The following is a 26,702-nucleotide window of genomic DNA, read 5'->3' on the forward strand; positions in this document are numbered from 1 at the left end:
GAGTGTCAATATGGCCATCAACAACCCGTATACAGCATATCAGAACAACTCAGTGAACACGGCATCGCCCGGTGAACTTACGCTTATGCTTTATAACGGAAGCCTGAAGTTTATCCATATCGCAAAAAAAGCCATTGAAGATAAAAATATTGAACTGAAGAACACTAATATTCAAAAAGCACAGGCCATCGTCAGTGAACTGATGGTCACGCTCAATACCGACCTTGAAATCTCTCAGAATCTCATGTCACTTTACGACTACATCAACCGCCGTTTAACGGAAGCGAATGTAAAAAACGACAGTGCTATTTTAGAAGAGGTAGAAGGGATGATCACTGAATTCCGTGACACGTGGAAACAAGTCATCCAGCTTAACCGTCAAAAACAGCATGCTGGTCAAGGCGGGCAGGCATAATGAGCTCAGTAATACTCTGCCACTCCATCACGAAACAGCTGAAAGAAGCAATGGATGAGGTGTCTGGCGGCAATCGTGATTCTATTATTCAAAAAATCGAAAAACTACTGACGGAAAGACAAAGTCTGCTGGGCAGCATCCAGCCCCCTTTAACGGAAGACGAACAGGTGCTTGGCAAGCAGATGATGGCATGGAATCAGGAGATTGACCGTAAACTCATCCTTCTCCGTACAGAAATCAAGCGTGATATGAACGGTCTGACAAAGAAGAAAACATCGGCCCAAAAGTATACAAATCCATATGAAAACATGCAGCACGACGGAATGTTCTACGATAAAAAGAAATAGGTGATTCTTTGACAAATGCAGTAAAGATCGATGAAAAACAGTATGAGCTGATCCAGCAGTATATTGATATGCTAGAGACGATCGAAGAGGCATTGGACTACGTCACAGCGAGCTTCGCAGACATCGAAAAGACAGAAGGCGGCCGGGTGCTGGGGGATGTGTTCGAGGCATTGGGGCAGGTTTCCGAGAGCAACAGGGTTTTCAAGGACTTGTTCAAGGATCGTCCGGAGTTTATCACTGTATTGGAAAAATTCGAGACGGTCATCGATCAAGCAATGGAGCTGAATGGCCACTTCCAGGAAAGCAACATGAAAGAAGAAATCGTGAGAGGCAAACTTTCACCTGCATTCTCCGCCTGGAAGCTGGAGATCGATCAAGTGATGAAGCCGTTATTGAATAACTGATAAAAAGCCCCGGATGAACTGGGGCTTTTCTTTTGCGAGTATTTATAATTTAGAGAGTTTTCTCCCGATGTTTCAGCCAATAGATTATTGAAGCAAGAACATTAGCAAGAAAAAACAACGGATTCCCCTGCATATTGCTGTGAAGAGCAAGTTCTCCGGCGTTCATCTTATCGTACATCTCCCCCTGGGTCAGCCCTTTTTTTCTATATTTCTCCTCTTCCTTTTTTAAGACCAATAGAAAACGGTACTGAAACGGCAGGATGAGAAGTGAAATCAAAATATAGACTCCGATTATGATGAAAAACACATCAAGCAGCATTGAAATGGCCTCCTTAAAAGGTGGATAATACCTATACATACGTTTTAGATGGGGGAAGGTTTCATGCTCAGGAGAAATTTGTTGAATGGGATGTTGGCTGGTGTACCTGGTACAAACGGAGTTAATTGTACCAGGTACACTTTTGGTAGTTGTTCATTCACAAACCTGCCCCAAATTATCCACCAATCCTTCAAATTTTATCCGTTTAATCCTCAAAAACAGTGAGAAAATAATAGTATAAAGAGTGAATGGTCACTTACAGGCTCCACATACTTTTCACTCTTCTATTTCTTCAATCCCTTATGTATCAACACGTTCGACATGTTTCAAAATCCTGCGACAAAAATCTTTGTAAAATGACAAAAAATTTTGAAAGTTTAAGCAGGAATAATTGAGGGAATGTAGAAATATATAAACATAGCTTTATTTTTAAAAGGAGGAGTTTACATGTTGAATTACAACATTCGAGGCGAGAACATTGAGGTAACTCCAGCGATTCGCGAACACGTGGAGAAGAAGATTGGCAAGTTAGATCGTTACTTTAATGAAACTCCTGATGCAAATGTACATGTTAATTTGAAAGTGTACCCTGATAAAAATACTAAAGTTGAAGTGACTATTCCAATGCCGCATCTGGTCCTTCGAGCAGAGGAACGCCACACAGATATGTATGCGGCCATTGATCTGATACTAGATAAATTGGAACGACAAATTCGCAAACATAAAACAAGAGTGAACCGCAAAATGCGTGAAAAAGGCAGCCCGAAAGAATTCTTCGCAGCCCAGGAGGATCTGAATCATGTTTCTCCAAACGGTGCAGCGGCTGTTGAAGTAGAGGATGAAAACGAATCAGAAGTAGTACGTACAAAGCAATTCAACCTGAAGCCGATGGACAGTGAAGAAGCGATTCTTCAGATGGACCTGTTAGGCCACAGCTTCTTCGTCTTCACAGATGCCGAAACAAACGCGACAAACATTGTGTACAAGCGTCGTGACGGCAAATACGGATTGATCGAAACGAACTGATCATACAATCGAAGATCCTGCAGTCATTATGGCTGCAGGATTTTTTGCAATATAAGAGAACATATCAATTAATGATATTAAAACATAAGGAGGACTTCAACATGACATATTCCATAGTCGGTTATGATCCTGAAGAAAAAGAATGGGGAATCGCGGTTCAGTCCAAATTCCTCGGTGTCGGCTCGGTGGTCCCTTTTGCCAAAGCAGGAGTCGGGGCAGTGGCAACCCAGTCCTACGCCAATACAGCATACGGACCCCAGGCGCTTCAGTTGATGGAAGAAGGAAAGACGGCTGAAGAAGCAATGGACATCATTACAAAAGATGATCCCGAACGCCATCTCAGACAGGTAGGGCTGATAGATGCCTGGGGCCACGCTGCTACGTTCACAGGAGAAGGTTGTTACGACTGGGCAGGCGGAGTGACAGGCAAGCATTTTGCAGCACAGGGAAATATTTTAGTAGATGAACATACGGTCAAAGCGATGGCGGAAACCTTTGAATCTACTACCGGAAGTCTGGCAGAACGACTGCTTCAAGCACTGGGTGCCGGCCAGGATGCAGGAGGCGACTCCCGAGGCATGCAGTCGGCAGCTCTTCTGGTCGTAAAAGAAAACGGAGGCTACGGAGGATTCAACGACCGCTACATTGACCTCCGGGTAGACGATCATCCCTCTCCTATAAAAGAGTTGAAGCGAATCTATTTAATGCACCAGCTTTATTTTAAAGAATCAGAGCCCGGAAGAGTCGTTCTAATAGAAGGCGAGATCCGTGATGACCTGGAAAAACAATTGACCCGCCTCGGATATGCACATGCTAAGAAGTCCCTGCACCAAGCACTCAAAGACTACCTGCACACCGAAAACTTCGAAATGCGGGAGCAGGAAGAGAATTATATTGATTTGGATGTATTGGATTACATGAAGAAACAGGACAGGTAAAAAGATATAGAGCTGTTTTCAAGGATTGGTTGACGTTGAAAACAGTTCTTTTTTTATGGGTGAAAAAATAGATAGCCATATCCAGCTTTTGATTGTAGTGCAAGACGAAGACTCCTGCGGGAAAAGCGAAGCTGGGGAGACCCCACAGGAGCGCATGTCCGAGGAGGCTCCCCGCTCGCCCGCGGAAAGCGAAGTCTTGCACGGAAATCAAAAGCGGTATTAAATGGTCACTTAACAGCCCTTTATCTCTGTTAAAGCACCACTGGTTGTTTTTACATACACCAAAACAGTTTAACCCAACCCCAAAATGTTATATAATGAACATTTGTGAACGGGACTCAACAATTCGGAGGTAAGAACAAACATGAGTACAGTCGGTAGAAATGAACCGTGTCCTTGCGGGAGCGGTAAGAAATATAAGAAATGCTGTGAAAAAGAGAACGTTGTAAATATAGATACACTGGTGAACCAGGAACTTGATGTGCTCCAGGCGCAGCTTTATGATTACATAGCTACTGCGCAGGACCCAAAAATGGAAGAAGCCTATCATGAATACCTCAAGAAAATGGATCTCATGAAGGCAGATCCGGATATTTATGAGATGGCATTTGTCAGCTGGTACGGTTCTACGCAAAATGCAGCAGATGGAGTCCGTCTGATTGACCGCTTCATCGATAAGGCGATAAGCTCGGTAACACGTCCGCAAACGGCTGAAGTTTTGGAATCATGGAGAAATCTTCGTGTGACTGCTGGTACGGTTGAAAAAGTGGATGACAGCACACTTCATGTAGAAGAAGTCATCACTGGCGAAAAATTAGTAGTGAAAGAGAGATTTGGAAAGTTGGAAGAGAACAGCTTCTTCCTTGCACTGCTGCTGCCGAACGGAGACAAATATCTGCCGTTCGCCCAGTATTTCATCTATCCATTGATCGAAAAAGCGGCGATGGAATTGGTGAAGATTCGTTTTGAGCAGGGTGAATTCGAAAACCTGCAGGATTACCTGGCTGATCAATATATGATGCTTGCCGATGTCGGATTTGTTCTATACAGTGCGGAAAAGAAAAAGTCCGGTAAGAAAGCAGCCGTTGATTCAGAAGGTACGGAGATCGATGTACCAGAAACTCAGGAAGAATCAAGTGAGCAGGCTGACACGATTGAAGGAGTCGAAATCTGGAAAACTCCAGAATACATCGAAGCCATCACTGCGCTGAAAAACTTCCTGTCTGAAAAAGGCGAAGACAAAGCGGAAAGCGAATTGCTCGTAGCAGTACTGGAAAAATACTTCTACACAGAACGCCCGACGATACGCAATCCGAAAATCTATTCAGGTGCACTCGTCGACATGGCTAAGAATATCAATGAAATCAGCATCCGCCACGTCCAAAAGGAACTGGCCGAATACTTCGACGTATCAGCCAACAGCATCTCCAGACGAAGCAAACAAATCTGGGAAAGCTACCAGGACACAGTCTGTGAACTATTAAACAAATAAGCCTACCCAAAGGCCCGCCCTATGTCGCTTCACCGTGATGAGGGACGGGCCTTTAGCCGTTTAAACCGCTAAACGCCCGTCCCTCACTCAACTAAAGCGCATCCATTTGGCTTAAGTTGTAAGAGGGGTGGGTTAGTGGTAGAATTAGTAGGAATGTATTGTATTTAGTAGCAGGATATATAGGGCTTTTAGCGAATGTGTAATAGAGATGTTTGAGCGGGGAATGAATAGGTTTTGAAGCCTATCGATGTTTTTATTTATTCTCATGGAATTCTCATCTGCTTTCGCTATAGTGGAAGTGTTGTTTGGCTCTTACTTATACAGGATAAAGGAGCGTTATACATGCTTGGGATTTTAAACAAAGTGTTCGATGCAAATAAGAGAGAATTGAAGAAGCTGGAAAAACTGGCTGATCAAATAGAAGAAATGGCTCCGGAGATGGAGCGCCTTTCGGATGACCAGATCCGCGAAAGAACAGAGCGCTTTAAAGAGCGTTATCAAAAAGGAGAAGACCTGGAGGATATGCTTGTCGAAGCATTCGCAGTCGTACGTGAAGCGGCACGCCGTGTCCTTGGTCTATACCCGTACCGCGTCCAGCTGATGGGGGGAGCTTCCCTTCACGGCGGTAATATTTCCGAGATGAAAACCGGTGAAGGTAAAACCCTGACTGCAACGATGCCGGTTTATCTTAACGCAATCACAGGCAAAGGCGTTCACGTCGTAACGGTCAACGAATACCTTGCAAGCCGTGACGCTGAGGAAATGGGTCAGCTGTACAACTTTCTTGGTCTGACAGTCGGACTGAACCTGAACTCCATGTCAAAAGAAGAAAAGCGTGAAGCATACAAAGCGGACATCACGTACGGAACGAACAACGAGTTCGGTTTCGACTATCTTCGTGACAATATGGTCCTTTATAAAGATCAAATGGTTCAGCGTCCTCTTCATTTTGCTGTGATCGATGAAGTCGATTCGATCCTGATTGATGAAGCGCGTACGCCATTGATTATTTCAGGAAACGCACAACGCACGCCACAGCTTTATATCCAGGCGAATGCGGTTGTCCGCACCCTGAAAAAAGACGAAGACTTCACATACGATGAAAAAACAAAAGGTGTGCAGCTGACTGAAGAAGGTATCACAAAAGTGGAGAAAGCTTTCCACATCGATAACCTGTTCGATATTTCACATGTAACCCTTAATCACCACATCAATCAGGCGCTGAAAGCTCACCAGAGTATGCACCGCGACGTTGATTACGTGGTTCAGGAAGGCGAAATCGTCATCGTTGACTCCTTCACGGGACGTCTGATGAAAGGGCGCCGCTACAGTGACGGTCTTCATCAATCAATCGAGGCAAAAGAAGGTCTCGAGATCCAGAACGAAAGCATGACGATGGCAACGATCACATTCCAGAACTACTTCCGTATGTACGAAAAGCTTTCCGGTATGACCGGTACTGCGAAGACGGAAGAAGAAGAATTCCGTAACATCTACAACATGAACGTCATCGTGATCCCGACGAACAAACCGATCGTCCGTGATGACCGTGCCGATCTGATTTATGCTTCGATGGAAGGTAAATTCCTGGCCGTCGTCGAGGATATCAAGGAACGTTATGAAAAAGGACAGCCGGTCCTTGTCGGGACGGTTGCAGTAGAAACGTCAGAATTGATTTCGAAACTTTTAACGAAAAAAGGCGTGCGCCATAACGTGTTGAACGCGAAAAACCATGGCCGTGAAGCTGAAATTATTTTAGAAGCAGGTCAAAAAGGGGCCGTAACGATTGCCACAAATATGGCCGGTCGTGGTACGGATATCAAGCTTGGTGAAGGCGTGCTTGATCTTGGCGGTCTTGCCGTCATCGGTACCGAACGTCACGAATCACGCCGTATCGATAACCAGCTCCGTGGACGTTCTGGTCGTCAAGGGGACCCTGGTGTCACTCAATTCTATCTTTCAATGGAAGATGAATTGATGCGCCGTTTCGGTTCCGACAATATGAAGACGATGATGAGCCGTCTCGGAATGGATGATTCACAGCCGATCCAGAGTAAAATGGTCAGTCGTGCCGTTGAATCTGCACAGAAACGAGTGGAAGGAAACAACTTCGATGCGCGTAAACAGCTTCTGCAATATGACGATGTCCTTCGCCAGCAGCGTGAGATCATCTACAAGCAGCGTTATGATGTCATCGAATCTGAAAACCTTCGCGAAATCGTGGAAGGCATGATCAAATCCGTTATCGAGCGCCAGGTTGCTGCTCACACCGCGAATGAGGAAATCGAAAGCTGGAATCTTCAAGGGCTTGTTGATTACGTGAACGCTAACCTTCTTCCAGAAGGAGATATCTCAGTAGACGAGCTTCGCGGAAAAGAAGCAGATGAAATCATGGATCTCATCTGGGAAGCCGTAAAGCGTCGCTATGATGAAAAAGAAGAAGAAATGAGCGCCGAACAAATGCGTGAGTTCGAGAAAGTCATCCTTCTTCGTGCGGTCGACACAAAATGGATCGACCACATCGACGCGATGGACCAGCTCCGTCAAGGTATTCACCTGCGTGCATACGGTCAGACCGATCCACTGCGCGAGTACCAGCATGAAGGTTTCGCCATGTTCGAAAGCATGATTCTTGCAATCGAAGAAGACGCAGCAAAATACGTAATGAAAGCTGAAATCCGCAACAACCTTCAGCGCCAGGAAGTAGCCAAAGGCCAAGCCGTCAACCCTAAAGAAGAAGGCGGAAAAGCCAAGAAAAAACCAGTCCGCAAGCAAGAAGACGTAGGGCGCAATGACCCATGTCCATGCGGAAGCGGAAAAAAATACAAAAACTGCCACGGCAATATAGGATAAAAAATCAGCTTGGAGATGATACCTGGTACTTATTGATGAGTGCCAGGTACTTTTCCGTTTTTATGCACGGGTGCGTTTTGGCTGGTGTTTTGGTGCCAGGCACAAATCAAGTGGATTGTGCGAGGAACAAAATCGCCTTTTGGTGCCAGGCACACATCCAGGACACTGAGCCAGGCTCAAAGTAAGAAGGGATGTACCTGGTACAAAACAATTGAATTGTACCAGGTACACCACCCGTTGTGAGACATATCCAGCTGTTGATTGGAGTGCAAGACGAAGACTCCTGCGGGAAAAGCGTGTTAGGTGAGACCCCACAGGAGCGCAGCTCCGAGGAGGCTCACCAACCGCCCGCGGAAAGCGAAGTCTTGCACGGAAATCAACAGCGGTGTTAAAAGAGCCAAATCAAAATAAACCAAATAACCACAGAGGTGACCAATCATGGAACTAGCAGAAATCAGATCAGAATTAGAAAAATCAGCTACTACGTTAGCGGACTTCAGGGGGTCTCTTTGACTTAGAAAACAAAGAGGCGCGCATCCAGGAACTTGATGAAATCATGGTAGAGCCCGACTTCTGGGATGACCAGCAAAAAGCGCAGGGACTTATTAATGAAGGAAACGGACTTAAAGCCCTTGTAAATGAATACAAAGCACTGCTTGAAACACAGGAGAACCTGGAGCTGACGCTCGAACTTGTAAAAGAAGAGCCCGATGAGGAACTGCAGCAGGATCTTGAAGAAGAGCTGGGCGACCTTATGAAACGCCTGAGCGATTATGAACTTCAGTTATTGCTAAGCGAAGAATACGACAAAAACAACGCGATTCTAGAGCTGCATCCGGGTGCAGGCGGAACCGAGTCTCAGGACTGGGGCTCCATGCTGCTTCGCATGTACACTCGCTGGGGTGAGAAAAAAGGATTCAAGGTGGAGACGCTCGATTATCTTCCAGGAGACGAAGCGGGTATCAAAAGTGTCACCCTTGCCATTAAAGGTCACAACGCTTATGGCTATTTGAAAGCTGAAAAAGGAGTACACCGTCTTGTGCGTATTTCACCATTCGACTCCTCTGGCCGACGTCACACCTCGTTCGTATCTTGCGAAGTGATGCCTGAGTTTAATGAAGAAATCGAAATCGAGATCCGTACAGAAGATCTTAAAGTGGATACGTATCGTGCAAGCGGTGCCGGCGGTCAGCATATCAATACGACCGACTCAGCTGTCCGGATCACCCACTTGCCGACAAATGTCGTCGTGACATGTCAGTCAGAACGTTCGCAGATCAAGAACCGTGAATCTGCCATGAAAATGCTGAAAGCAAAGCTTTATCAAAAGCGCATCGAAGAGCAGGAACAGGAACTGGCTGAAATCCGCGGAGAGCAAAAAGAAATCGGATGGGGAAGCCAGATCCGTTCATACGTCTTCCATCCATACTCGATGGTCAAAGATCATAGAACCAATACAGAATCCGGAAACGTACAGGGTGTAATGGACGGAGATATCGATCCGTTCATCAATGCGTACCTGCGTTCTAAAATAATGTAATTCAACAAGCTGAACCACCCTGCTCGGTAGTAAGGGGTTCCGTCTTCGAAGAAAATTCAAATAGCATTATAAATAGCAGGCTAATTCGCATATGAATTAGACCTGCTTTATTTTTTTGCTATAACAATGTTTTCATTCGATTTTGTGGTGAAATTAGCATCTTAAATAGCATGAGGAGTACAATTATTATTGTATAACTAAAAAATGAAGTGCTAATTAGGGCTAAATGACTTATCAATTCAGAACTTGTTCTTGATAAGAGGAGCCTCTTGTAAGGAATTGAGTGATACAATTGTAAATATTGGATAATCCATTAAATCAGTAATAGAGGATTTTAATTAGGTATTGTTCAATAGTGACAAATATATTTTAGGGTGATAAGCCGATGATAGGAATAAGTATAGCGACGAAGTGGGAATATGAAGCGGCATTGGAGTACTTTAGTATAAAAGATAACGAACGTTTCGGTTATCCTTATGGCGAGTATTTCATGAGAACAATGAATGACACTGAGCTTGTTTTTTATAGTACCGGTGTAAGAAAAGTAAATGGTGTTGGTGGTAATCAGTATATGATTTCTAAATTTAATCTAACTAAAGTAATCGTTGCTGGAACATGTGCAGGAATAGATGATAAGTTCAGTAATTTGGATATTTTTGTTCCCGATAAAGCCGTTCAATATGATTGCACAGTAAAAGAAATTGAGCCTTTTATTAAACAATCCTTCATAGTTGATATTGATCTATCAAAATATGGAACTGATTATTATACCGGAACAATTGGCACAGCTGATAAAGCAGTAGTTATGTGGAAGGACTATTTAGAACTTAAAGAAAACAAAATTATAATAGCCGATACAGAAGCCGGTGCAATTGCTTATATCTGTAAGAAAAATGATGTTGAATGCATTATTATCAAAGGAATATCTGATTTTCCAACAGAAGAAAGTAACTCTGATAAATTCGAATCGAACATTGAACAGATTAATGTTTATTTAGAAAATACACCCAAAGTTATGAACAAAATATTTGGCGAATACTTAAAAAGATTTATATAAAAAAATTTAAAGTTATTTACATTGCTATTTCTGCAGCTGATTTGGGTGTGATCTAAGGTTGTCCCTCCTTTAACTTAGCCCCTTAGCTGGGGGGGCCGGCTTTTTTGAGTAAGGGGCTTGATCGGGAAAAGTGCCAGGAACAAAATGAGTGAATTGTGCCAGGCACCAAAAGTTGAAATTGTACCAGGAACAAAACCCCCGATTTGTTCCTGGCACGGAAACGAAACGGAAAATCGAGCCTGGCTCAAATCCCTCAACCTGAGCCAGGCTCATTTCCCGCATCCTGACCCTGGCTCAATTCCCCTCTTTTGAGCCAGGCACCAACTCCAGGCACCAACTCCAACCCCGCACACACCTCACACCCCTCACAAGAACTGTCCCTCCCAACCATCATCACCCCAACCCATTAATGCTTTACCACGTCACTCAACTGTCATTTACACGTTTCGACACCCGTGCTATACTCTCAAAGGTTGTAACAGAGCATGCCGGGAGTACTTACAAACGCCCGCGCAATACATCTTAAGACAACAATTCAACTAAATTTAAACAGTATGAGTCAAGGCCCGTCCCTCGCTCGATTAACGTGCTAAAACAGGACAATACTCACGTTTGTGAATGAGGGATGATTTGCGGAACTTGTACTCATACTATCAATACATATGAAGAAGGAGTCGTACGGGATGGGTTTGAAGCAAAGACGTCGAGAGCAGTCATTTAATCCGCGGAGAGAGAAGTTTTTGGAGTATTTGTTTGTCGTATTTGGGTCAACGATTGTGGCCATTGCGTTCAATGTGTTTTTACTACCGAATGAGGTTGCCTCAGGAGGGGTCAGCGGGATTTCTACTATATTAAAGGGGCTATTTGATTGGAAACCTGCATTTGTTCAGTGGGCATTCAATATTCCGCTTTTCATCGCAGGCCTCATCTTCCTTGGTCTTCAGTTTGGTGTAAAAACAGCGATCGGTACTGTGTTTTTACCATTAGTCGTTTATCTTACTGAGGACTGGAATCCGTGGACGGAGGATCCGCTGCTTGGGGCACTGTTCGGAGGGATCGGAGTCGGATTGGGACTGGGGATCGTCTTCCGTGGTAAAGCCTCCACAGGTGGAACGGACCTAGCAGCTCAGATCGTGAACAAATTCACCGGTCTTTCACTAGGGACCTGTGTTGCGATGATCGATGGGATGATCGTGTTATCAGCTGCAATCGTTTTTGATATTGAACGAGGGCTTTATGCCTTGATCGGATTATATGTAACAAGTAAAACCATCGACCTTGTACAAGTAGGTGTCAGCCGTTCCAAGATGGCACTCATCATCACCAACCGCCAGGAGGAGATTCGTGAAGGAATCCTGAATAAAATCGACCGCGGTGTGACAAAACTATCTGCATACGGCGGTTTCACCGATGATGAACGTCCGATTCTGATGGTCGTGGTCGATCAGACAGAATTCACAAAACTGAAACAACTGGTGAAAAGTATTGATGCGTCTGCATTTGTGGTCACTATGGACGCTTCAGAGGTATTGGGCGAAGGTTTCAAACGGGTGTAAGCTTGGTATAATTATCTATAGGAGGAAAGATTTCATCTCGGTCGATTTCTTACTCTTAATTTTTTCCTAGGAGGAGAAAACATGAAGAAAAAGCTTTTAGGCATTCTTTTAGGAACATCATTAGTTCTTGCTGCCTGCGGCGGAGACGATGGCGGGGACAGTAAGGAAACGAGCTCCGGCGGTATGGATGCCGAGAAAATCGTGAACAACAAATGTACCAGTTGTCATGGCGGTAACCTTGAAGGCGGGATGGGACCGGCGCTGAACGACATAGGGTCTCGTTTAGACAAAGATCAAATTCTTGAAATCATTCAAAATGGTAAAGGCCAAATGCCTGCGGATCTTGTAAAAGGTGAAGAAGCAGAAGCTGTTGCTGAATGGCTGGCGAATAAAAAGTAATCGGTGAAGAGGGGGAATCCTGTGAGAGGGTTCTTCTTTTTTTTACTATAAATTGGTTCTAGCTGTTGATTTTGGAGTGCAAGACGAAGACTCCTGCGGGAAAAGCGTGTTAGGTGAGACTTGTCCAGCTCCGGCGGCTAGCCCCTCGAGGTCATAAGCTAAATGGGCCAAGAAGGCAAAAAACGCCTTCCCGTCCCATTCATCTTATGCTTGTCGGGGCTGAACGAGCCGCCTCCGCTTTTCTAACCCACAGGAGCTTTAGCGACGAGGAGGCTCACCAACCGCCCGCGGAAAGCGAAGTCTTGCACGGAAATCAACAGCGGTGTATAAAGAGCTTAATTTAATGATATGGTAGATAACATATTTCAAAATTAGCAAATAATTTTTATTGTCATTTTGCAGAAATCGCACCTATCACTCTCAATTGTCCTCAATTAATATAGAAATTTCCACTTATCCACACAAATAACTCCCCCCTATTTTAAATCTATATGACAAACTAATAAAACCTCCCCTATCTCATTAACGCCTCGCTGACTACCTTAAAACAGAGGAGTTGAAATCAATCGCTTTCTATCTTTTTTACTTGTTGTTAGTACCTGTTACTAGTCAAAAATAACTATGTGAAAATCGGATTTTAGGTATATTTGTCAATAAAAAAGGTAAAAATTTCTCAAAAAGTAGGGTTTTGCAATGAAACTGTAATAATTTTTTTCCTTAACATCGCAAGAAGTGATGTTATAATATTTTCGTGAGCGAAATTCGAGCAATTTCACCAATTTATGTCTAATTTGGTAAAGACAGCTGAATTTTAGTCACGCACATAGTCGAAACAGCCAAGAGGGGAACTACATACTACAAATTAGGTGATTTTAAAATGATTGAAATGAAAGACGTCTATAAGCAGTATAACAATGGCGTTATGGCTGCGAATGGGTTTAACGTCCACATTAAGCAAGGCGAGTTTGTTTATGTCGTGGGTCCAAGTGGCGCCGGTAAGTCAACATTCATCAAGATGATGTACCGTGAAGTGAAGCCTTCAAAAGGTGACATCATCGTGAATGGTATAAATCTAGCAAAAATAAAGAATAGCAAAGTACCTCATTTACGCAGGAATATAGGGGTGGTTTTCCAGGACTTCAAACTGCTTCCGTCCCTGACAATATACGAAAACATTGCGTTTGCTCTTGAAGTAATAGAAGAGCATCCGAAACAGATCAAGAAGCGTGTAATGGATGTACTTGAACTTGTTGGTCTTAAGCATAAAGCCAGAATGCTTCCTAATGAATTATCAGGCGGGGAGCAGCAGCGTGTTTCGATTGCACGGTCGATCGTCAATACGCCGAAGCTGGTAATTGCGGACGAGCCTACTGGGAACCTGGATCCTGAAACGTCCTGGGATATCATGAATATCCTTGAGGAAATCGCTACACGCGGTACAACAGTGATCATGGCTACACATAACCGGGAAATCGTAAATACAATCAAGCATCGGGTAATCGCCATTGAGAATGGCCGGATTGTCCGGGACGAACAGCGAGGTGATTACGGTTATGAAGGCTAGAACGTATGCCCGTCACGTAAGGGAAAGTTTTAAGAGCATCGGCCGTAACGGCTGGATGACATTCGCATCCGTCAGTGCCGTAACCGTTACATTATTGCTTGTTGGTGTTTTCATCGTCCTGATGTTAAACATGAACAAGGTTGCAACCGATATAGAGAAAGATGTTGAAGTACGCGTACTCCTCGAAATCGGTACAAAGCAGGAAGAAGCTAAAGCCGTTGGAGATAAGATAGAGAAAATAAATGGAGTCGAATCCGTGGACTATTCTTCTAAGGAAGAAGAACTTAAGAACCTGGTAAAGGATCTCGGTGATGATTTCAGATTATTCGAGCAGGATAACCCATTATATGATGTATTTATTGTAAAAGCTGAAAATCCTCGTGATACCGGAAAAATTGCTGCACAGATTAACAAGTATGATAACGTTAATGAAGCATTATACGGAGAAGCGAAGATTGAGAAGTTATTCAATATCCTGGAAGTGAGTCGGAACGTAGGGCTGGTACTAATCATCGGTCTGCTGTTCACAGCGATGTTCCTCATCTCCAATACGATAAAGATAACGATCGTCGCTAGAAGAAGGGAAATCGAGATAATGAAACTCGTGGGTGCAACCAACTGGTTCGTCCGCTGGCCATTCGTTTTAGAAGGGCTATGGCTTGGTGTTTTAGGTTCTATTATCCCGATCGCTCTTGTTACAACTGGTTATTACTATGCTTACGAATTCATAAAACCGAAACTTCAAAACCATTTTATACAGATATTGGACTTTACCCCATTTATCTATCAAGTAAACGGATTGATCCTGTTAATGGGATGCTTGATCGGGGCTTGGGGAAGCTTTATGTCAGTGCGTAAATTCTTGAGAGTGTAAAGTTGATAGGTTGATAGAAGCTGAAAGGAGCATGCCGCTTGAACAAGAAGTATTTCGTATCAATAGCTATAGCAGCAGCATTAACAATCGGAAGTTTTCCAGCGTTAGGTAATCCAGCCAACGCTAATTCCTCAGTAGAGGATTTAAAAAAGAAACAAGATGAGGTTTCCTCTAAAAAAGATAAAATCAACGGTGAAATCAATAAGAAAAAATCAGAAATCGATGCCAACATCAATAAACAAGAAGAAATCAAAGCGAAAATTGCAGAATTTGATGCGAAGATAAGAGACACTGAAAAGAAGATCGCAGAAAAAGTGAAAGAAATCGATGAAACAAATGCTGAAATCGATCAGCTTAAAGTAGAGATCAAAGAGTTAGAAGAAAAAATTAAAGAGCGTAACGAACTTTTAAAAGAACGCGCACGTGCGATCCAGGAAAAAGGCGGCTCAGCAAACTATCTTGATGTACTTCTTGGTGCGGACAGCATCGGTGACTTCATCAACCGGGTGACTGCAGTGAACACAATTGTGAGTGCAGATAAGAAGATCATGGATGAACAAAAGAGAGACCAGGAAGAATTAGAGAAGAAGAAAAGCGAAGTAGAAACGAAACTGGCAGAACTAGAAAATGATAAAGCAAGTCTGGAAACACTTAAGCAAGATCTGAACAGTGAAAAAGCTCAAAAAGCGGAACTGTTCAAGCAGCTTGAAAAACAGCAGGCGGCACTTGAAAAAGAAAAAGTTAATCTTGAAAAAGAATCAGATGAATTGTCGAAAATTGAACAGCAAATCGGTGGAGAAATCCAGGCTGAGCAGGCTCGCTTAGCAGAACTTGCACGCCAGCGTGAACTTGAGAAGAAGAGAAAGGCTGAAGCTGAGGCAGCAAAACGTGCAGCAGCAGCAGCAGCACAAGCCCAGGCATCAGCAAGCAGCAGCGGCAACAGTGGCAGCACTGCATCTGCTCCGGTAGCTTCTGCTCCTGTCAGCGAAGGAGCTTGGACAAGACCGGCATCAGGTGCCATTACAACCGAGTTCGGCTGGGATATATTAAATGGCAAGCGTCGTTACCACTATGGTATAGATGTGGCTGCTGGTGGAAGCGTGCCGATCGTTGCTGCGGCTGACGGATATGTCATCAAGAGCCATTACAGCTCAAGTTACGGTAACGTCGTATACATCACGCACTCAATTAACGGAAAAACCTTCACTACAGTCTATGCCCATTTGTCTTCATCAAACGTAAGCACTGGGACGCCTGTAGATAAAGGTCAGCGAATCGGATATATGGGTAACACGGGTTACTCTTTCGGTCAGCATTTACACTTTGAACTTCATGCAGGTTCATGGAATGGATCGAAATCTAACGCTGTAAATCCGCGTCAATATATCAATTTTTAAGAGAATAGTAGTATTGTAAAAACCTGCCATACGTTTATGGCAGGTTTTTTTTGGATAATAGATTAATAATAGTTAAAAACTAAGTCCACCTTTTACAAGATTTCGCAAATTACAAGCTTTCTAATATTCATAAAAGAATATAACCGGACGCTTACAAATCATACGTTATCATGTATAATAAAAAATAAATGTCGAAAAAGTAAGTTTCTTGTAAAAAATCTATTTTAAATTTTCTTGGTAATTGGTACTATAGTAGTATTGTTGTAGAAGTGAACTGTATCATTGGAACTATGCATGACCCTACGATAATGGCAAACTAATTCGAAAGATTAGGACGCAAAGCCACGGATCTAACGTTTTTTTTAAAAAACTATGACCGCCGGGTTACCGAAAAGGATTGGAAGATAAATGAATGCTGTCGACAGGTGTCAGTTTCGTTTATAGCCCGCCATTCTTTTTGGCGGGCTATTTTATTTTAATAAACCAGCCCTCAAACGTCACTGGAGGAAAAACTTGAGAATGAGAAAGGAGAATGAAGATGGAACAAGTAACAATTTCTGATGTTAGAAGACAGTTGAGAAGTTTTTGCAGGAGAAACCGTTCCTCTTTGAAGAAGTTTGGCTCCTATTCAGCAGAAGAAATCAGCGACATGGTATTAAGCAGATTGGGCTATGAAGAGGTTAAGAGAATCGTTGACGACATCCAGCTGATCGACCGCAGAGGTGGAAACACGGGTTTTTATTTAATACTTATACTGGAAGCATTAAAGAGCTCACAAAAAGATAATTCAGATGAAAGAGCCATTATATAAAAAAAACCGGATGTCTACTTCTTTCGACAGCCGGTTTTTTTTATGAAAGCAGATCATCGATGAAATCAATCCTTTATTAATAAAAATATTAGGCCGACTTGGCTAGCCAATGTTCAAGATTCTTTTCGGCTGTACGAATATCCATTGTAATGTTAGTTAGGAACTCGAAGTGGTGATCTTTTTGACCGCGATGTTTCAATACTTGAAAGATTACGGGCTTTTGATATTTGATTACCGTCATCACTTCCATCATTGGCAAGTAAGCTTCTTTAGGTTGAATTCGCAAAAATGAGCGAATAAGCTGGATGAATTCTCCTGCATCCTTTGCATCGTCGCTTCGTAATTCAATCAATGCATTCAACTGGCATATATGACGTTTAATCGTTTGAAGTTCTTCAAATGTCATCATAATTTCCCCTTTATATTTTTGTTGGCGGCCCGGCCATCCTAGCGGCACTGTCCGCCTTAGACCCGAAGCTTTGCGTCCTTCCTTTTCAGGAAGTTTGCCTTTTTCAACAGAACCTTGTGAAAAAGAAATTCACCTTTCCCCTATTATCGGCTTTTTATTATATACTGTTAACCGTATATGAAGATAAAGTAATAGTTCTAAAAGACTAATATGCAAACGCTTAGTTCAAGTCATGCTACTTGATTGGGTCCAGGAAAAGGTTCATACTGAAATACATAAGAGGGTATCATATTAAGGGTACTTGCACTCGACTATTCTTTCGAAACAGTCTATAGGTAAGTCGAAACGATAACAATAATATGAAACAAGCTTGTGTCATTCACTTCGGCTGCTGAAACTTGCAATAGCAGACTGTCATGATCTAAACCAAACCAACATAACGGAGGGATCAACCATGGAAGGACACGGACACTTATTTCAACATCACAAAGCATCAAAATTGCTCGATCCAAAGCGGCAGGAAATGGTACCGGTAGACAAAGTGCTTGAGCTTCTTCAACTGAAAAAAGAGGACCTCGTCGCCGACCTGGGCTGCGGAAATGGCTATCTGACGCTTCCAATAGCAAAGTCGGTAGACACAAAAGTACATGCTGTCGACCTCCAGCAGGAAATGCTCGAGTATCTTCAGCATCGGGCAAAGGAAGCGGATGTGCACAACATTGAGTATGAAAAAGCTTCGCTGGAGTACCTGAGTTTTAACAAAAACACCCTGAACAAGGTTGTATCTGCATTCGTCCTGCATGAAGTGCCGAACCTCACCAAAGTATTTCAGGATTTAAATGACATGCTGAAAGACGATGGTCTCTGGCTGATCCTCGACTGGGAAGCGGTAGAATCGGAAATGGGCCCGCCGCTTCATGAACGGATTCCGTCAGAAGAACTGGCACAGCAGCTGGAGACAGCAGGATACGAGACCACAGTGGGACATCTGCATCCGGCTGTGTATTATATTGTTGTGCGTAAGGGCTGAAAGGCCGGTTAATTGGGGCGGATCTGGTACCGGTGATGGTTTTGTACCAGGTACATTTTGACATACTTGTACCAGGTACAAATCGGAGGAAATGTACCAGGTACAAAAACTGAGCCAGGCTCAATACCCCTGATCTGAGCCAGGCTCAAACCGGTACAAACGAGCCTGGCTCAAACCACCCAATTTGAGCCAGGCACCAATCAAAGGTACACAACAAATCAATGCACCAATCAACCGCCAACTCCACCAACCCGATAAACCCAGCCCCGCCAATTCTTTCCCCACAAAAAATTTCCCCACACTTAACAAAAAATTAACATTCCCCCGCCATACTATTGGAGTAAAGGAGTGAACAATGTATGGTAGAGGTATCAATTTGGTTTGCGCTGGCTGCGGGGGCGCTGTCGTTTTTCTCGCCTTGTGTGTTTCCGCTGCTGCCGGCTTATGTGAGTCATTTGACTGGGGGGCAGGCTGAAGGCGGGCGCATCCAGGTGGAGAGAAAGATCGTCTTTACGCGGTCGTTTGGCTTCATTGCAGGTTTTTCTTTTATCTTTATATTAATGGGAGCATCGGCGAGCTTACTCGGCGGCTTGTTCTCGGAGTATCGCATGTACATAGAGCAAATCGCGGGAATACTGATCATCGTATTCGGTTTGCAGATGATGGGCTGGATTTCGTTCTCGTTTCTGATGAAGGGCGGAAAGCAGTTTGAAACGAAGAAAAAAGGGACTGCATTCGGTTCGATCCTGCTTGGGATGGCCTTTGCGAGCGGATGGTCGCCTTGCGTAGGATTGACGCTGTCATCGATCCTGTTACTGGCAGGTGCAAGCTCTACGTTGGCCCAGGGGATCACGCTGCTGGTCGTTTATTCAATCGGGCTTGCGATTCCGTTTCTGATCATCTCGCTCATGATCACGAAAACATTCTCGGTCATGAAAAAAGTGAACAGAATCCTCCCGAAACTGGCGAAAATCAATGGTGCCATCATGGTGGCATTGGGGCTTCTCGTCTTCAGCGGGAAAATGCAGCAAATTTCTGCGTATCTATCCGTATTCAGTCTCTTTTCAACTTAGGAGGAAATGGTCGTGAACGTTCAGAATAAAAGCATCCTCGTCGTGGAAGACGATGCAAAGATCCGAAAGCTGATAAAGATTTTTCTTGAAAAAGAAGGCTATGAAGTCATTGAAGCAGGTGACGGTGAGGAAGGGAAACGTCTCTTTAAAGAGCATGATCCCTGCTTTGCCATCCTTGATTTGATGCTGCCTGAAATTCAAGGCGAAGAGCTGTGCAAATGGATTCGCGAGGATGAAAAGAGCGACATCGGCATCATTCTGGTGACGGCAAAAACAAGTGAAAACGACCGGATTTCCGGGTTAAAAACGGGGGCGGATGACTATGTCACCAAGCCGTTCAGTCCAACCGAGCTCGTGACACGGGTGGAGACGGTCCTCCGAAGGACCTCCAATCGCTGTCAAAAACTCAGCCGCAATGGACTCACCCTCAAACCTCAAAAAGGGGAAGTCACGTATAAAGGAAATCCTGTCGAACTGACTGCTTTCGAATTCCGGATTCTTCAGCTGCTGATGACTCATCCAGGACAGGTCATCTCGAGGCAGCAAATCCTTGACTCCCTGTATGAATTACATGAAAAAGTGGTTTCAGAGCGGACAATTGATGTTCATATCCGTCACCTCAGGCAAAAACTCCAGGAAGGGACGTGCCTGAATTTCATCGAGACGGTAAGAGGAATGGGGTATAAATTCAATGGGTAACCGAAAAAAGCTCGGGAGTTTACTATCCCAGCTCACCTTTCTCAACACCTTCATCATAGCTGCCGTGATTCTGATTGCCGGGTTTACCGTTAAAAATTATGCTTGCAATCTGGTGAATCAACAGCAAATCACCGGGGCGAATCTTGAAATTCTTTTAAATGATTATCTGATAAAGGTCAGTGTACTCGCGTTCATCCTTGCGGGAGGCTTTCATTTTTTCTTTATAAAATGGCTGACAACGCCACTGAAGAGATTAACGGAAGCCACGCAGACACTTAAAAGGGGAGAGCAGCCCGAAAGACTAAAAAAACCGCTCATTTACGAAGTGAAGGAATTAAGTGAAGCGTTCAATGATCTTTCGGAAACGACTGCCCTTATAAAAGCCAAACAAAACCGTCTCCTCCGTGACCTGTCGCATGAACTGCGGACGCCGCTCACGAATCTGACCGGCTATCTAGAAGGTCTGGAAAAAGGTATCATAGAAGGGGATAAAGATATTTACCGTTCCCTGCAGGAAGAAACAGGGCGGATCGAGCGTCTGCTGCAGCAGCTTGTGCGCATCAATCAGTGGACGGCGGAAGAAAAATTAACCGATCATCGCCAGGAACCAGTTCTCATTCACAAGTTGTTACAAAATCGGATCACTGCATTTCAATTGAAATTCAGGCAAAAAGAGATCGATGCAGCGGTGGACCTCGCTCCTTGTTCCCTTTACGGAAACAGCGACGGGCTTCATCAGGTCTTCAATAATCTGCTTCAGAATATGACCGACTATGACATTGGGAAAAAGGTAAACATTAAAGGATTTGTAGAAAATCAATACTATATCATACAATTTTATCATCAGGGGAAAGAGATTCCCGAAGACGAAAAAGATCTCATCTTTGAACGTTTTTACCGTGTCGATTCATCTCGTTCATTTGTTACCGACGGAGCAGGATTGGGTCTTGCGATCACAAAGGAAATCGTGAAGGCTCACAGCGGCACGCTGACCCTTGATACGGACGGACATCATCACACATTCGAGGTGCGATTGCCGATCAATCATTACGGAACGGAGGAGGATCAAGATGAATCAACAATGGTATAACATCGGAGCCTTCACGTTCCCGGGATCTTGGGCAGCGATTGTCGCCGCGTTCATCCTGACGTTCTTGTTTCTCTTTTTCTGGAATAAGAAAGCGAGTGACTGGTATTCGAACGCGGTATTCTATTTTATCCTTACCTGGAAACTGAGTGTGATTGTCGTCGACTTCAATACGGTCATCAAACATCCGCTCACCATTCTCTATTTTCACGGAGGCACCGCCGGATATTGGATCGGGATCGCAGTTGTCTTGATCTATACGTTTATAAAAAAAGAGAATCCTTATCATGTGCTCGCCGCATGGGTCATGACCGTCCTTATCTATGAAGGCGTGTTCGACATTCTTCACGGGATTTACATCTTTGGAGGGGCGCAGCTCATTTTAAACAGTCTACTGTTGCTCTTTTTACTAAAAAAATTGAACACAACCGGTAAGGAAGTATGGTCTATGCAGCTCTTGATCATCTTTACTCTGATTCAATTGCTGTTGAACTCATCCGGGGGATTTGAAATAGAGACACCCCTACTCACATACATCGTTATAACCATCGTTCTGCTATATCTATTGAAAAAAGATGAACAGACCAAATCAATAAAGCAGGGAGGAAAAATCAGTGAATAAACGTAACTTTGCTTTAGCCATCGTGGCTCTCTTGATCGGGATCTTCTTGGTGAATATATTCCAGGATCAGCAGGAGAAAAAAGAAAAAGAGGAAGCGGCCAAGCTTGCAGAGGAGTCAATGGACCTTTCGAATGCCGAACAGGGATTGGCGAAAGGCGACCAGGCCCCGGACTTTGAACTGACGACTCTGGCTGGTGAAAAAGTGAAGCTTTCCGATTACCAGGGCCAGAAAGTGATCCTTAACTTCTGGGCAACATGGTGCCCGCCATGTAAAGCGGAAATGCCGCATATGCAAAAATACTACGAAAAAAATGCTGACAAAGAAAATGTCGAAATACTGGCAGTGAATCTGACAAGCATGGATGAAGGAAGGAACGCTGTACAAGAATTCGTTGACGGCTACGAACTCACCTTCCCGATCCCTATGGACGTAGACGGTGATATCGGCGGAGAGTACCGCGCCTTCACCATCCCGACCACTTACATGATCGACACAAAAGGTCAAATCCAACATAAAATCGTCGGCCCCATGAACGAAGAAATGATGGGCGAAATGGTCGCAGGAATGGACTAACGCGTTAATCCAGTGAGGGACGGGCTTTTAGCACGCTAAAAGCCCGTCCCTCACCTCGTTAAAGCATGGAAGTTTAATCGCATACTCCAAGAGGTATAAAATATGTATGTGAACGATTTTCTTGAAGACACTATTAATCGAGAGAAGATGAAGGAGGAGTATTGGATGTTTCATTACACAAAAGAAGTTTCTATGAATGTGAAAGAAGCGGCGGAGAAGGTGGAAGCTGCCCTGAAGGAAGAAAGCTTCGGCGTTCTTTGGAATCTGGATCTAGCCGGTAAGCTTGAGGAAAAAGGCTTGGATTTTAACGAGGAAGTCGTGATCCTTGAAGTCTGCAACCCGCATGAAGCGAAGAAAGTCCTTGAGCAAAGCATGCTTGTCAGCTACTTCCTGCCTTGTAAAATCACTGTTTACACAGAAAAAGGAACAACCAAGGTCGGCATGGCCAAACCGAGCAAGCTGATCGAGCTTGTGGATAATGATGAGCTGAAGAGCATTGCGGTGGATATTGAAGACCGGTTGATTGCTTGTATGGATCGAGTATAGGGTTTGAATGGAGGAACACCTGCTGCATTGGCGGCGGGTTTTTTTTGAGGTTAAGGGTGTAAAATCCCAAAATGAATGCGAAATCATCTGTTTTAGTGCCTGCCCCTATCAAATCTATTGAATTCGGTTCAAATCAAAGAGGATACACGTGTATAATCACTTATAAAGCTTGTCGGTAACAGAGATTCAATCCACTTTTCTTGATATTCGATCCAAATTTAAAATATACAATCCATTCTGATTCAATCCACTTTAAAAAATACAATCCAAAATCCCAAAATACAAGCAACTTGTCGAAAAATCTTTACCCAGCCCAGCCTTAACCCCAACCCCAACCAAAACTCATACCAAAACTAAAACCAACACCAAAAAAATAATCCGACCCCCGAAACATTTTCCTTCCTCGCAATCTTCTGAATATGATACACTCTTCTAAATACTACCGAACATAAGAGGAAGGATGACATACATGAAATTCACAACGAAAGTCGTACATAGTCAGTTAAAAGGAACCGAGGAAATCCGCAGCAAAACGACGCCAATCTATCAGACTTCAGCTTTTTCGTTCAAATCACTTGAAGAGCTTGAAGGTTTTTATGAAGGGAAATCACCCTACCTCTACACTAGGACGGGAAATCCGAACACGGATGAACTCGGGCAGATGGTGGCGGCTCTTGAAGGGGCGCCTGCCGGGGTGGCGACGTCTTCAGGTTTGTCCGCTATCTTAGCGGCGGTACTTGCAGTTGTACAAAGCGGAGACCAAATCGTCGCAGCGGAAGATCTGTACGGCGGCACCTTCCATATGCTGAAGGAAGAGCTGAAAGGCTTCGGCATCGAGACAACGTTCGTCGATTTCACCAAACGCGAGGAAATCGAACAAGCCATCACGCCTCGGACAAAACTCCTGTACAGTGAAACGGTCACTAATCCGTTCATGAGGGTGGAGGATATCCCGCAGCTGGTCGAGCTTGCCGAAAAATATAATCTCAAAACGATCATCGATAACACATTTGCTACACCATACCTGCGGACCCCATTTCTTGAAGGCGTCGACCTCATCGCTCACAGCGCGACCAAATACATCGGCGGCCACAGTGATATCACCGCAGGGGTCGTAACCGGGAATGAAGACCTCGTAAAAAAAGCAAGAGAAAAAGTCGTCAACATGGGCTCGAACTTAAGTCCATTTGAGGCATGGCTGACAGCAAGAGGGGCGAAAACGCTGGGTCTCCGCATGGGAGCGCAAGCTTATAACGCCGGTGTCCTCGCAGAAAACCTACGAACGAACGAGCATATAAAACACGTGTACTATCCAAACACCCTTTCAGAAAAAGGTCACGGAGCCATCGTCACAATCGAGCTCGATCCGTCATGTGACATCAGTGCATTTTTCAAATCCCTCGGCTGGATCAAAATCGTGCCGACCCTTGCCGGAGTGGAAACGACCGTCTCCTACCCGCTCGGAACCTCCCATCGGGCGCTGCCGAAAGAAGCACAGGAAAAACTCGGCATAAACACACATGTCGTCCGCATATCATTAGGAATCGAAGACGCAGAAGACATCGTGGAGCAGTTCAACGCAGCAATTCAAGAAGCTATTAACTAATGTTGTCTTTTAAGGAATATGGCTTTTCAAATTTATTTAATTTCGCTAAATGAAGTAGGTGCATATTCATTTCCTCATAGCTTTATTTAAATCTTGCTCTTGTTTTTTGACTGGTTCCAGCTGTTGATTGGAGTGCAAGACGCAGACTCCTGCGGGAGAAGCGTGTTAGGTGAGACCCCGCAGGAGCAGAGCGACGAGGAGGCTCACCAACCGCCCGCGGAAAGCGAAGTCTTGCACGGAAATCAACAGCGGTGATTACAGAGCTTTCTGAATGGAAATTAGGACGATTAAAAAACTAAATTATAAAAAAAATCAGAAAACACCCTTGACGTTAAGTGAAGCAGCCTTTATAATTCTTTTCAACGCACTACTTAATGACAACTAAATCGCTCTTATCCAGAGAGGCGGAGGGACTAGGCCCGATGAAGCCCGGCAACCTTCATGTTCGCGAGAGACTAACTGCGTCTACATGAAAAGGTGCTAATTCCTGCAGACAATTGTCTGAAAGATAAGAGGAGGACCCCTATTAAATTAGACCCTCTTCTTAGGAAGGGGGTTTTTGATTTTTCCTCTTCTTTTAAAAATTCCTAGAATGAATGCTGAATCGTTTTTGTGAATAGCCGGATACATTCACCCGCCAAGTCACAATCACCCGCAAAAGCCAAACAAACTAAAACCATTACCCAGGAGGAATTCATTATGACAAAATCATTCGATGTTGAAACGTTACTACTACACGGAGGTCAAGAACCGGATCCGACAACAGGTTCGCGCGCAGTCCCGATTTACCAGACCACATCTTACGTTTTTGACAACAGTGAGCACGCTGCAAAATTATTCGGCCTTGAAGAAGAGGGGAATATCTACTCCCGTATCATGAACCCGACGGTGGATGTACTTGAGAAGCGAATCGCCCTGTTGGAAGGCGGAATTGGAGCGCTTGGCGTTTCCTCCGGTATGGCTGCAATTTCGTTATCCATCTTGAATATCGCGGGAGCCGGGGATGAAATCGTCGCCGCAACGAATCTTTACGGCGGTACGTACAATCTTTTCTCCACAACGCTTCCGAAGTACGGAATCAAGGTGCACTTCGTTGATCCGACCGATCCGGAGAACTTCCGGAATGCGATCACTCCGAAAACGAAGGCTGTATTTGCCGAAACGATCGGAAATCCGAGCCTGCACGTATTAGATATCGAAGCTGTCGCAAAAGTAGCGCATGACAATGAAATCCCACTCATCATCGATAACACATTCGCCACGCCGTATCTTACCAAGCCGATTGAATGGGGTGCGGACATCGTCATCCATTCTGCTACGAAATGGATCGGCGGTCACGGTACAGCAATCGGCGGCCTTGTTGTCGACGGAGGCAAGTTTGATTGGAATAATAAAAAATTCCCTGGATTTGTAGACGAAGACCCAAGCTACAATGGAATCCGCTTTGGCATCGATGTCGGCGAAGCTGCCTTCATCACGAAACTCAGAGTGCAGCTGCTGCGTGACTTCGGCGCTTGCTTAAGTCCGCAAAATGCCTTTCTGCTTCTGCAGGGGCTCGAGACACTGCACTTGCGAATCGAAAGGCATACGGAAAATGCATTGAAGATCGCCGAGCATCTCGATCAGCACAACGGTGTAGCGTGGGTATCCTACCCGGGACTCGCCCAGCATCCGTCGCACGCATTGGCGCAAAAATACCTGAAAAAAGGTGCCGGCTCGATCGTCGTGTTCGGTATCAAAGGCGGAAGGGATTCTGGACGCAAAGTCGTCGATAACATTACCCTTTGGTCACATGTGGCGAACGTCGGGGATGCAAAATCACTCATCATCCATCCGGCTTCAACGACGCATCAGCAATTAAACGATCAAGAACTGCGTGCGACAGGTGTCACTGAAGAATTAGTACGGTTATCGGTCGGATTGGAGTCTGCAAAAGACCTGATCGAAGACCTGGACAGCGCGATCGAAGCGGCATTGGCAGCTTCCCCTGTATAAACCGAAAAATGAACCGGTGATCTGAAACTCAGCAGTGTGGCCGGTCGCATGATGACAGCTGTATTTTTG

General features: G+C 44.4%; 26 protein-coding genes, 1 pseudogene and 3 riboswitches. Of the genes and pseudogenes, 25 read left to right on the plus strand and 2 right to left on the minus strand.

Annotation, left to right across the window (positions count from 1 at the left end):
* Positions 1-10 precede the first annotated feature (10 nt).
* The 3 genes from fliS to AAEO50_RS01635 are packed head-to-tail and all read left to right on the plus strand — an operon-like array spanning position 11 to position 1,166.
* Positions 11-415 (plus strand): flagellar export chaperone FliS, encoded by a 405-nt coding sequence (fliS, locus tag AAEO50_RS01625; protein ID WP_341979702.1) that lies wholly within the window; start codon positions 11-13, stop codon positions 413-415.
* A complete protein-coding gene (locus tag AAEO50_RS01630) occupies positions 415-762 on the plus strand; it encodes a flagellar protein FliT (RefSeq protein ID WP_341979705.1) in 348 nt (115 codons plus the stop codon). Before fliS ends, AAEO50_RS01630 begins: the two co-directional genes overlap by 1 nt.
* A gap of 8 nt (positions 763-770) precedes the next feature.
* Positions 771-1,166 (plus strand): hypothetical protein, encoded by a 396-nt coding sequence (locus tag AAEO50_RS01635; RefSeq protein ID WP_341979708.1) that lies wholly within the window; start codon positions 771-773, stop codon positions 1,164-1,166.
* A gap of 49 nt (positions 1,167-1,215) precedes the next feature.
* On the opposite strand, the gene AAEO50_RS01640 is transcribed toward AAEO50_RS01635, so the two are convergent.
* Positions 1,216-1,485, minus strand: a complete 270-nt coding sequence (locus tag AAEO50_RS01640; protein ID WP_341979710.1) for a DUF3949 domain-containing protein — start codon at positions 1,483-1,485, stop codon at positions 1,216-1,218.
* A 447-nt stretch (positions 1,486-1,932) separates the two neighbouring features.
* Here AAEO50_RS01640 and hpf point away from each other — a divergent pair, with 447 nt between their 5' ends.
* From hpf to AAEO50_RS01705, 13 genes and pseudogenes are all read left to right on the plus strand, one after another.
* Entirely contained in the window at positions 1,933-2,511 is a 579-nt protein-coding gene (gene hpf / locus AAEO50_RS01645) for a ribosome hibernation-promoting factor, HPF/YfiA family (protein WP_341979712.1), read from the plus strand.
* Between the two features lie 101 nt (positions 2,512-2,612).
* On the plus strand, positions 2,613-3,449 hold the full coding sequence (locus AAEO50_RS01650) for a DUF1028 domain-containing protein (protein ID WP_341979714.1): 837 nt from the start codon (positions 2,613-2,615) through the stop codon (positions 3,447-3,449).
* Positions 3,450-3,813: 364 nt separating this feature from the next.
* The gene (locus AAEO50_RS01655; RefSeq protein ID WP_341979716.1) at positions 3,814-4,941 is read left to right on the plus strand and encodes a YecA family protein; all 1,128 of its coding nucleotides are present in this window, start codon (positions 3,814-3,816) and stop codon (positions 4,939-4,941) included.
* Between the two features lie 342 nt (positions 4,942-5,283).
* Positions 5,284-7,794: a preprotein translocase subunit SecA gene (secA, locus tag AAEO50_RS01660; RefSeq protein ID WP_341979718.1), complete on the plus strand. Its 2,511-nt coding sequence runs from the start codon at positions 5,284-5,286 to the stop codon at positions 7,792-7,794.
* Between the two features lie 257 nt (positions 7,795-8,051).
* Positions 8,052-8,242 (plus strand): annotated as a pseudogene (locus AAEO50_RS01665) (hypothetical protein).
* Positions 8,233-9,334, plus strand: a protein-coding gene (prfB, locus tag AAEO50_RS01670) for a peptide chain release factor 2 (protein WP_341979720.1) whose coding sequence is annotated in 2 segments (ribosomal slippage) — positions 8,233-8,304 and positions 8,306-9,334 — 1,101 coding nt in all. Because the reading frame shifts where the segments join, the coding sequence is not laid out codon by codon here. Before AAEO50_RS01665 ends, prfB begins: the two are co-directional and overlap by 10 nt.
* Before the next feature lie 385 nt (positions 9,335-9,719).
* The gene (locus AAEO50_RS01675) at positions 9,720-10,391 is read left to right on the plus strand and encodes a permease (RefSeq protein WP_341979722.1); all 672 of its coding nucleotides are present in this window, start codon (positions 9,720-9,722) and stop codon (positions 10,389-10,391) included.
* 683 nt (positions 10,392-11,074) lie between these two features.
* Positions 11,075-11,947, plus strand: a complete 873-nt coding sequence (locus AAEO50_RS01680; protein WP_341979724.1) for a YitT family protein — start codon at positions 11,075-11,077, stop codon at positions 11,945-11,947.
* Between the two features lie 81 nt (positions 11,948-12,028).
* Positions 12,029-12,346 (plus strand): cytochrome c551, encoded by a 318-nt coding sequence (gene cccB, locus AAEO50_RS01685; protein WP_341979726.1) that lies wholly within the window; start codon positions 12,029-12,031, stop codon positions 12,344-12,346.
* Positions 12,347-13,223: 877 nt separating this feature from the next.
* Positions 13,224-13,910, plus strand: a complete 687-nt coding sequence (ftsE, locus tag AAEO50_RS01690) for a cell division ATP-binding protein FtsE (RefSeq protein WP_341979728.1) — start codon at positions 13,224-13,226, stop codon at positions 13,908-13,910.
* Positions 13,900-14,784 carry a permease-like cell division protein FtsX gene (gene ftsX, locus AAEO50_RS01695; protein ID WP_341979730.1) on the plus strand — a complete coding sequence of 295 codons (885 nt, stop codon included), beginning with the start codon at positions 13,900-13,902 and terminating at the stop codon, positions 14,782-14,784. The genes ftsE and ftsX overlap by 11 nt, the downstream gene beginning before the upstream one ends.
* A gap of 38 nt (positions 14,785-14,822) precedes the next feature.
* Entirely contained in the window at positions 14,823-16,181 is a 1,359-nt protein-coding gene (locus tag AAEO50_RS01700; protein ID WP_341979732.1) for a murein hydrolase activator EnvC family protein, read from the plus strand.
* A 300-nt stretch (positions 16,182-16,481) separates the two neighbouring features.
* Positions 16,482-16,573: riboswitch (cyclic di-GMP riboswitch) on the plus strand.
* 146 nt (positions 16,574-16,719) lie between these two features.
* Positions 16,720-16,992 (plus strand): hypothetical protein, encoded by a 273-nt coding sequence (locus AAEO50_RS01705; protein ID WP_341979734.1) that lies wholly within the window; start codon positions 16,720-16,722, stop codon positions 16,990-16,992.
* An 88-nt stretch (positions 16,993-17,080) separates the two neighbouring features.
* Here AAEO50_RS01705 and AAEO50_RS01710 read toward each other — a convergent pair whose 3' ends face one another.
* Complete coding sequence (locus AAEO50_RS01710; protein WP_341979736.1) at positions 17,081-17,398, minus strand: hypothetical protein; 318 nt, start codon at positions 17,396-17,398, stop codon at positions 17,081-17,083.
* Between the two features lie 23 nt (positions 17,399-17,421).
* Positions 17,422-17,510: riboswitch (cyclic di-GMP riboswitch) on the minus strand.
* A gap of 345 nt (positions 17,511-17,855) precedes the next feature.
* Here AAEO50_RS01710 and AAEO50_RS01715 point away from each other — a divergent pair.
* The 9 genes from AAEO50_RS01715 to AAEO50_RS01755 all read left to right on the plus strand — a co-directional run bounded on the left by AAEO50_RS01715 (position 17,856) and on the right by AAEO50_RS01755 (position 26,633).
* Positions 17,856-18,431 (plus strand): class I SAM-dependent methyltransferase, encoded by a 576-nt coding sequence (locus AAEO50_RS01715; RefSeq protein WP_341979738.1) that lies wholly within the window; start codon positions 17,856-17,858, stop codon positions 18,429-18,431.
* A gap of 359 nt (positions 18,432-18,790) precedes the next feature.
* Positions 18,791-19,504, plus strand: coding sequence for a cytochrome c biogenesis CcdA family protein (locus AAEO50_RS01720; protein ID WP_341979740.1), 714 nt, complete (start codon positions 18,791-18,793; stop codon positions 19,502-19,504).
* Positions 19,505-19,516: 12 nt separating this feature from the next.
* Complete coding sequence (locus AAEO50_RS01725) at positions 19,517-20,203, plus strand: response regulator transcription factor (RefSeq protein WP_425383134.1); 687 nt, start codon at positions 19,517-19,519, stop codon at positions 20,201-20,203.
* Entirely contained in the window at positions 20,196-21,293 is a 1,098-nt protein-coding gene (locus tag AAEO50_RS01730; protein ID WP_341979744.1) for a HAMP domain-containing sensor histidine kinase, read from the plus strand. The genes AAEO50_RS01725 and AAEO50_RS01730 overlap by 8 nt, the downstream gene beginning before the upstream one ends.
* A complete protein-coding gene (locus AAEO50_RS01735; protein ID WP_341979746.1) occupies positions 21,274-21,912 on the plus strand; it encodes a hypothetical protein in 639 nt (212 codons plus the stop codon). The genes AAEO50_RS01730 and AAEO50_RS01735 overlap by 20 nt, the downstream gene beginning before the upstream one ends.
* Positions 21,905-22,486 (plus strand): redoxin domain-containing protein, encoded by a 582-nt coding sequence (locus tag AAEO50_RS01740; protein ID WP_341979748.1) that lies wholly within the window; start codon positions 21,905-21,907, stop codon positions 22,484-22,486. The genes AAEO50_RS01735 and AAEO50_RS01740 overlap by 8 nt, the downstream gene beginning before the upstream one ends.
* Before the next feature lie 165 nt (positions 22,487-22,651).
* Positions 22,652-23,032 (plus strand): DUF302 domain-containing protein, encoded by a 381-nt coding sequence (locus AAEO50_RS01745; protein ID WP_341979751.1) that lies wholly within the window; start codon positions 22,652-22,654, stop codon positions 23,030-23,032.
* 469 nt (positions 23,033-23,501) lie between these two features.
* A complete protein-coding gene (locus tag AAEO50_RS01750) occupies positions 23,502-24,638 on the plus strand; it encodes a PLP-dependent aspartate aminotransferase family protein (protein WP_341979753.1) in 1,137 nt (378 codons plus the stop codon).
* Between the two features lie 389 nt (positions 24,639-25,027).
* A riboswitch (SAM riboswitch) is annotated at positions 25,028-25,153 on the plus strand.
* A gap of 184 nt (positions 25,154-25,337) precedes the next feature.
* Positions 25,338-26,633, plus strand: a complete 1,296-nt coding sequence (locus AAEO50_RS01755) for an O-acetylhomoserine aminocarboxypropyltransferase/cysteine synthase family protein (RefSeq protein WP_341979755.1) — start codon at positions 25,338-25,340, stop codon at positions 26,631-26,633.
* Positions 26,634-26,702 lie beyond the last annotated feature (69 nt).

It is taken from the genome of Rossellomorea oryzaecorticis (genome assembly GCF_038405515.1).
Classification (GTDB): Bacteria; Bacillota; Bacilli; order Bacillales; family Bacillaceae_B; genus Rossellomorea; species Rossellomorea oryzaecorticis_A.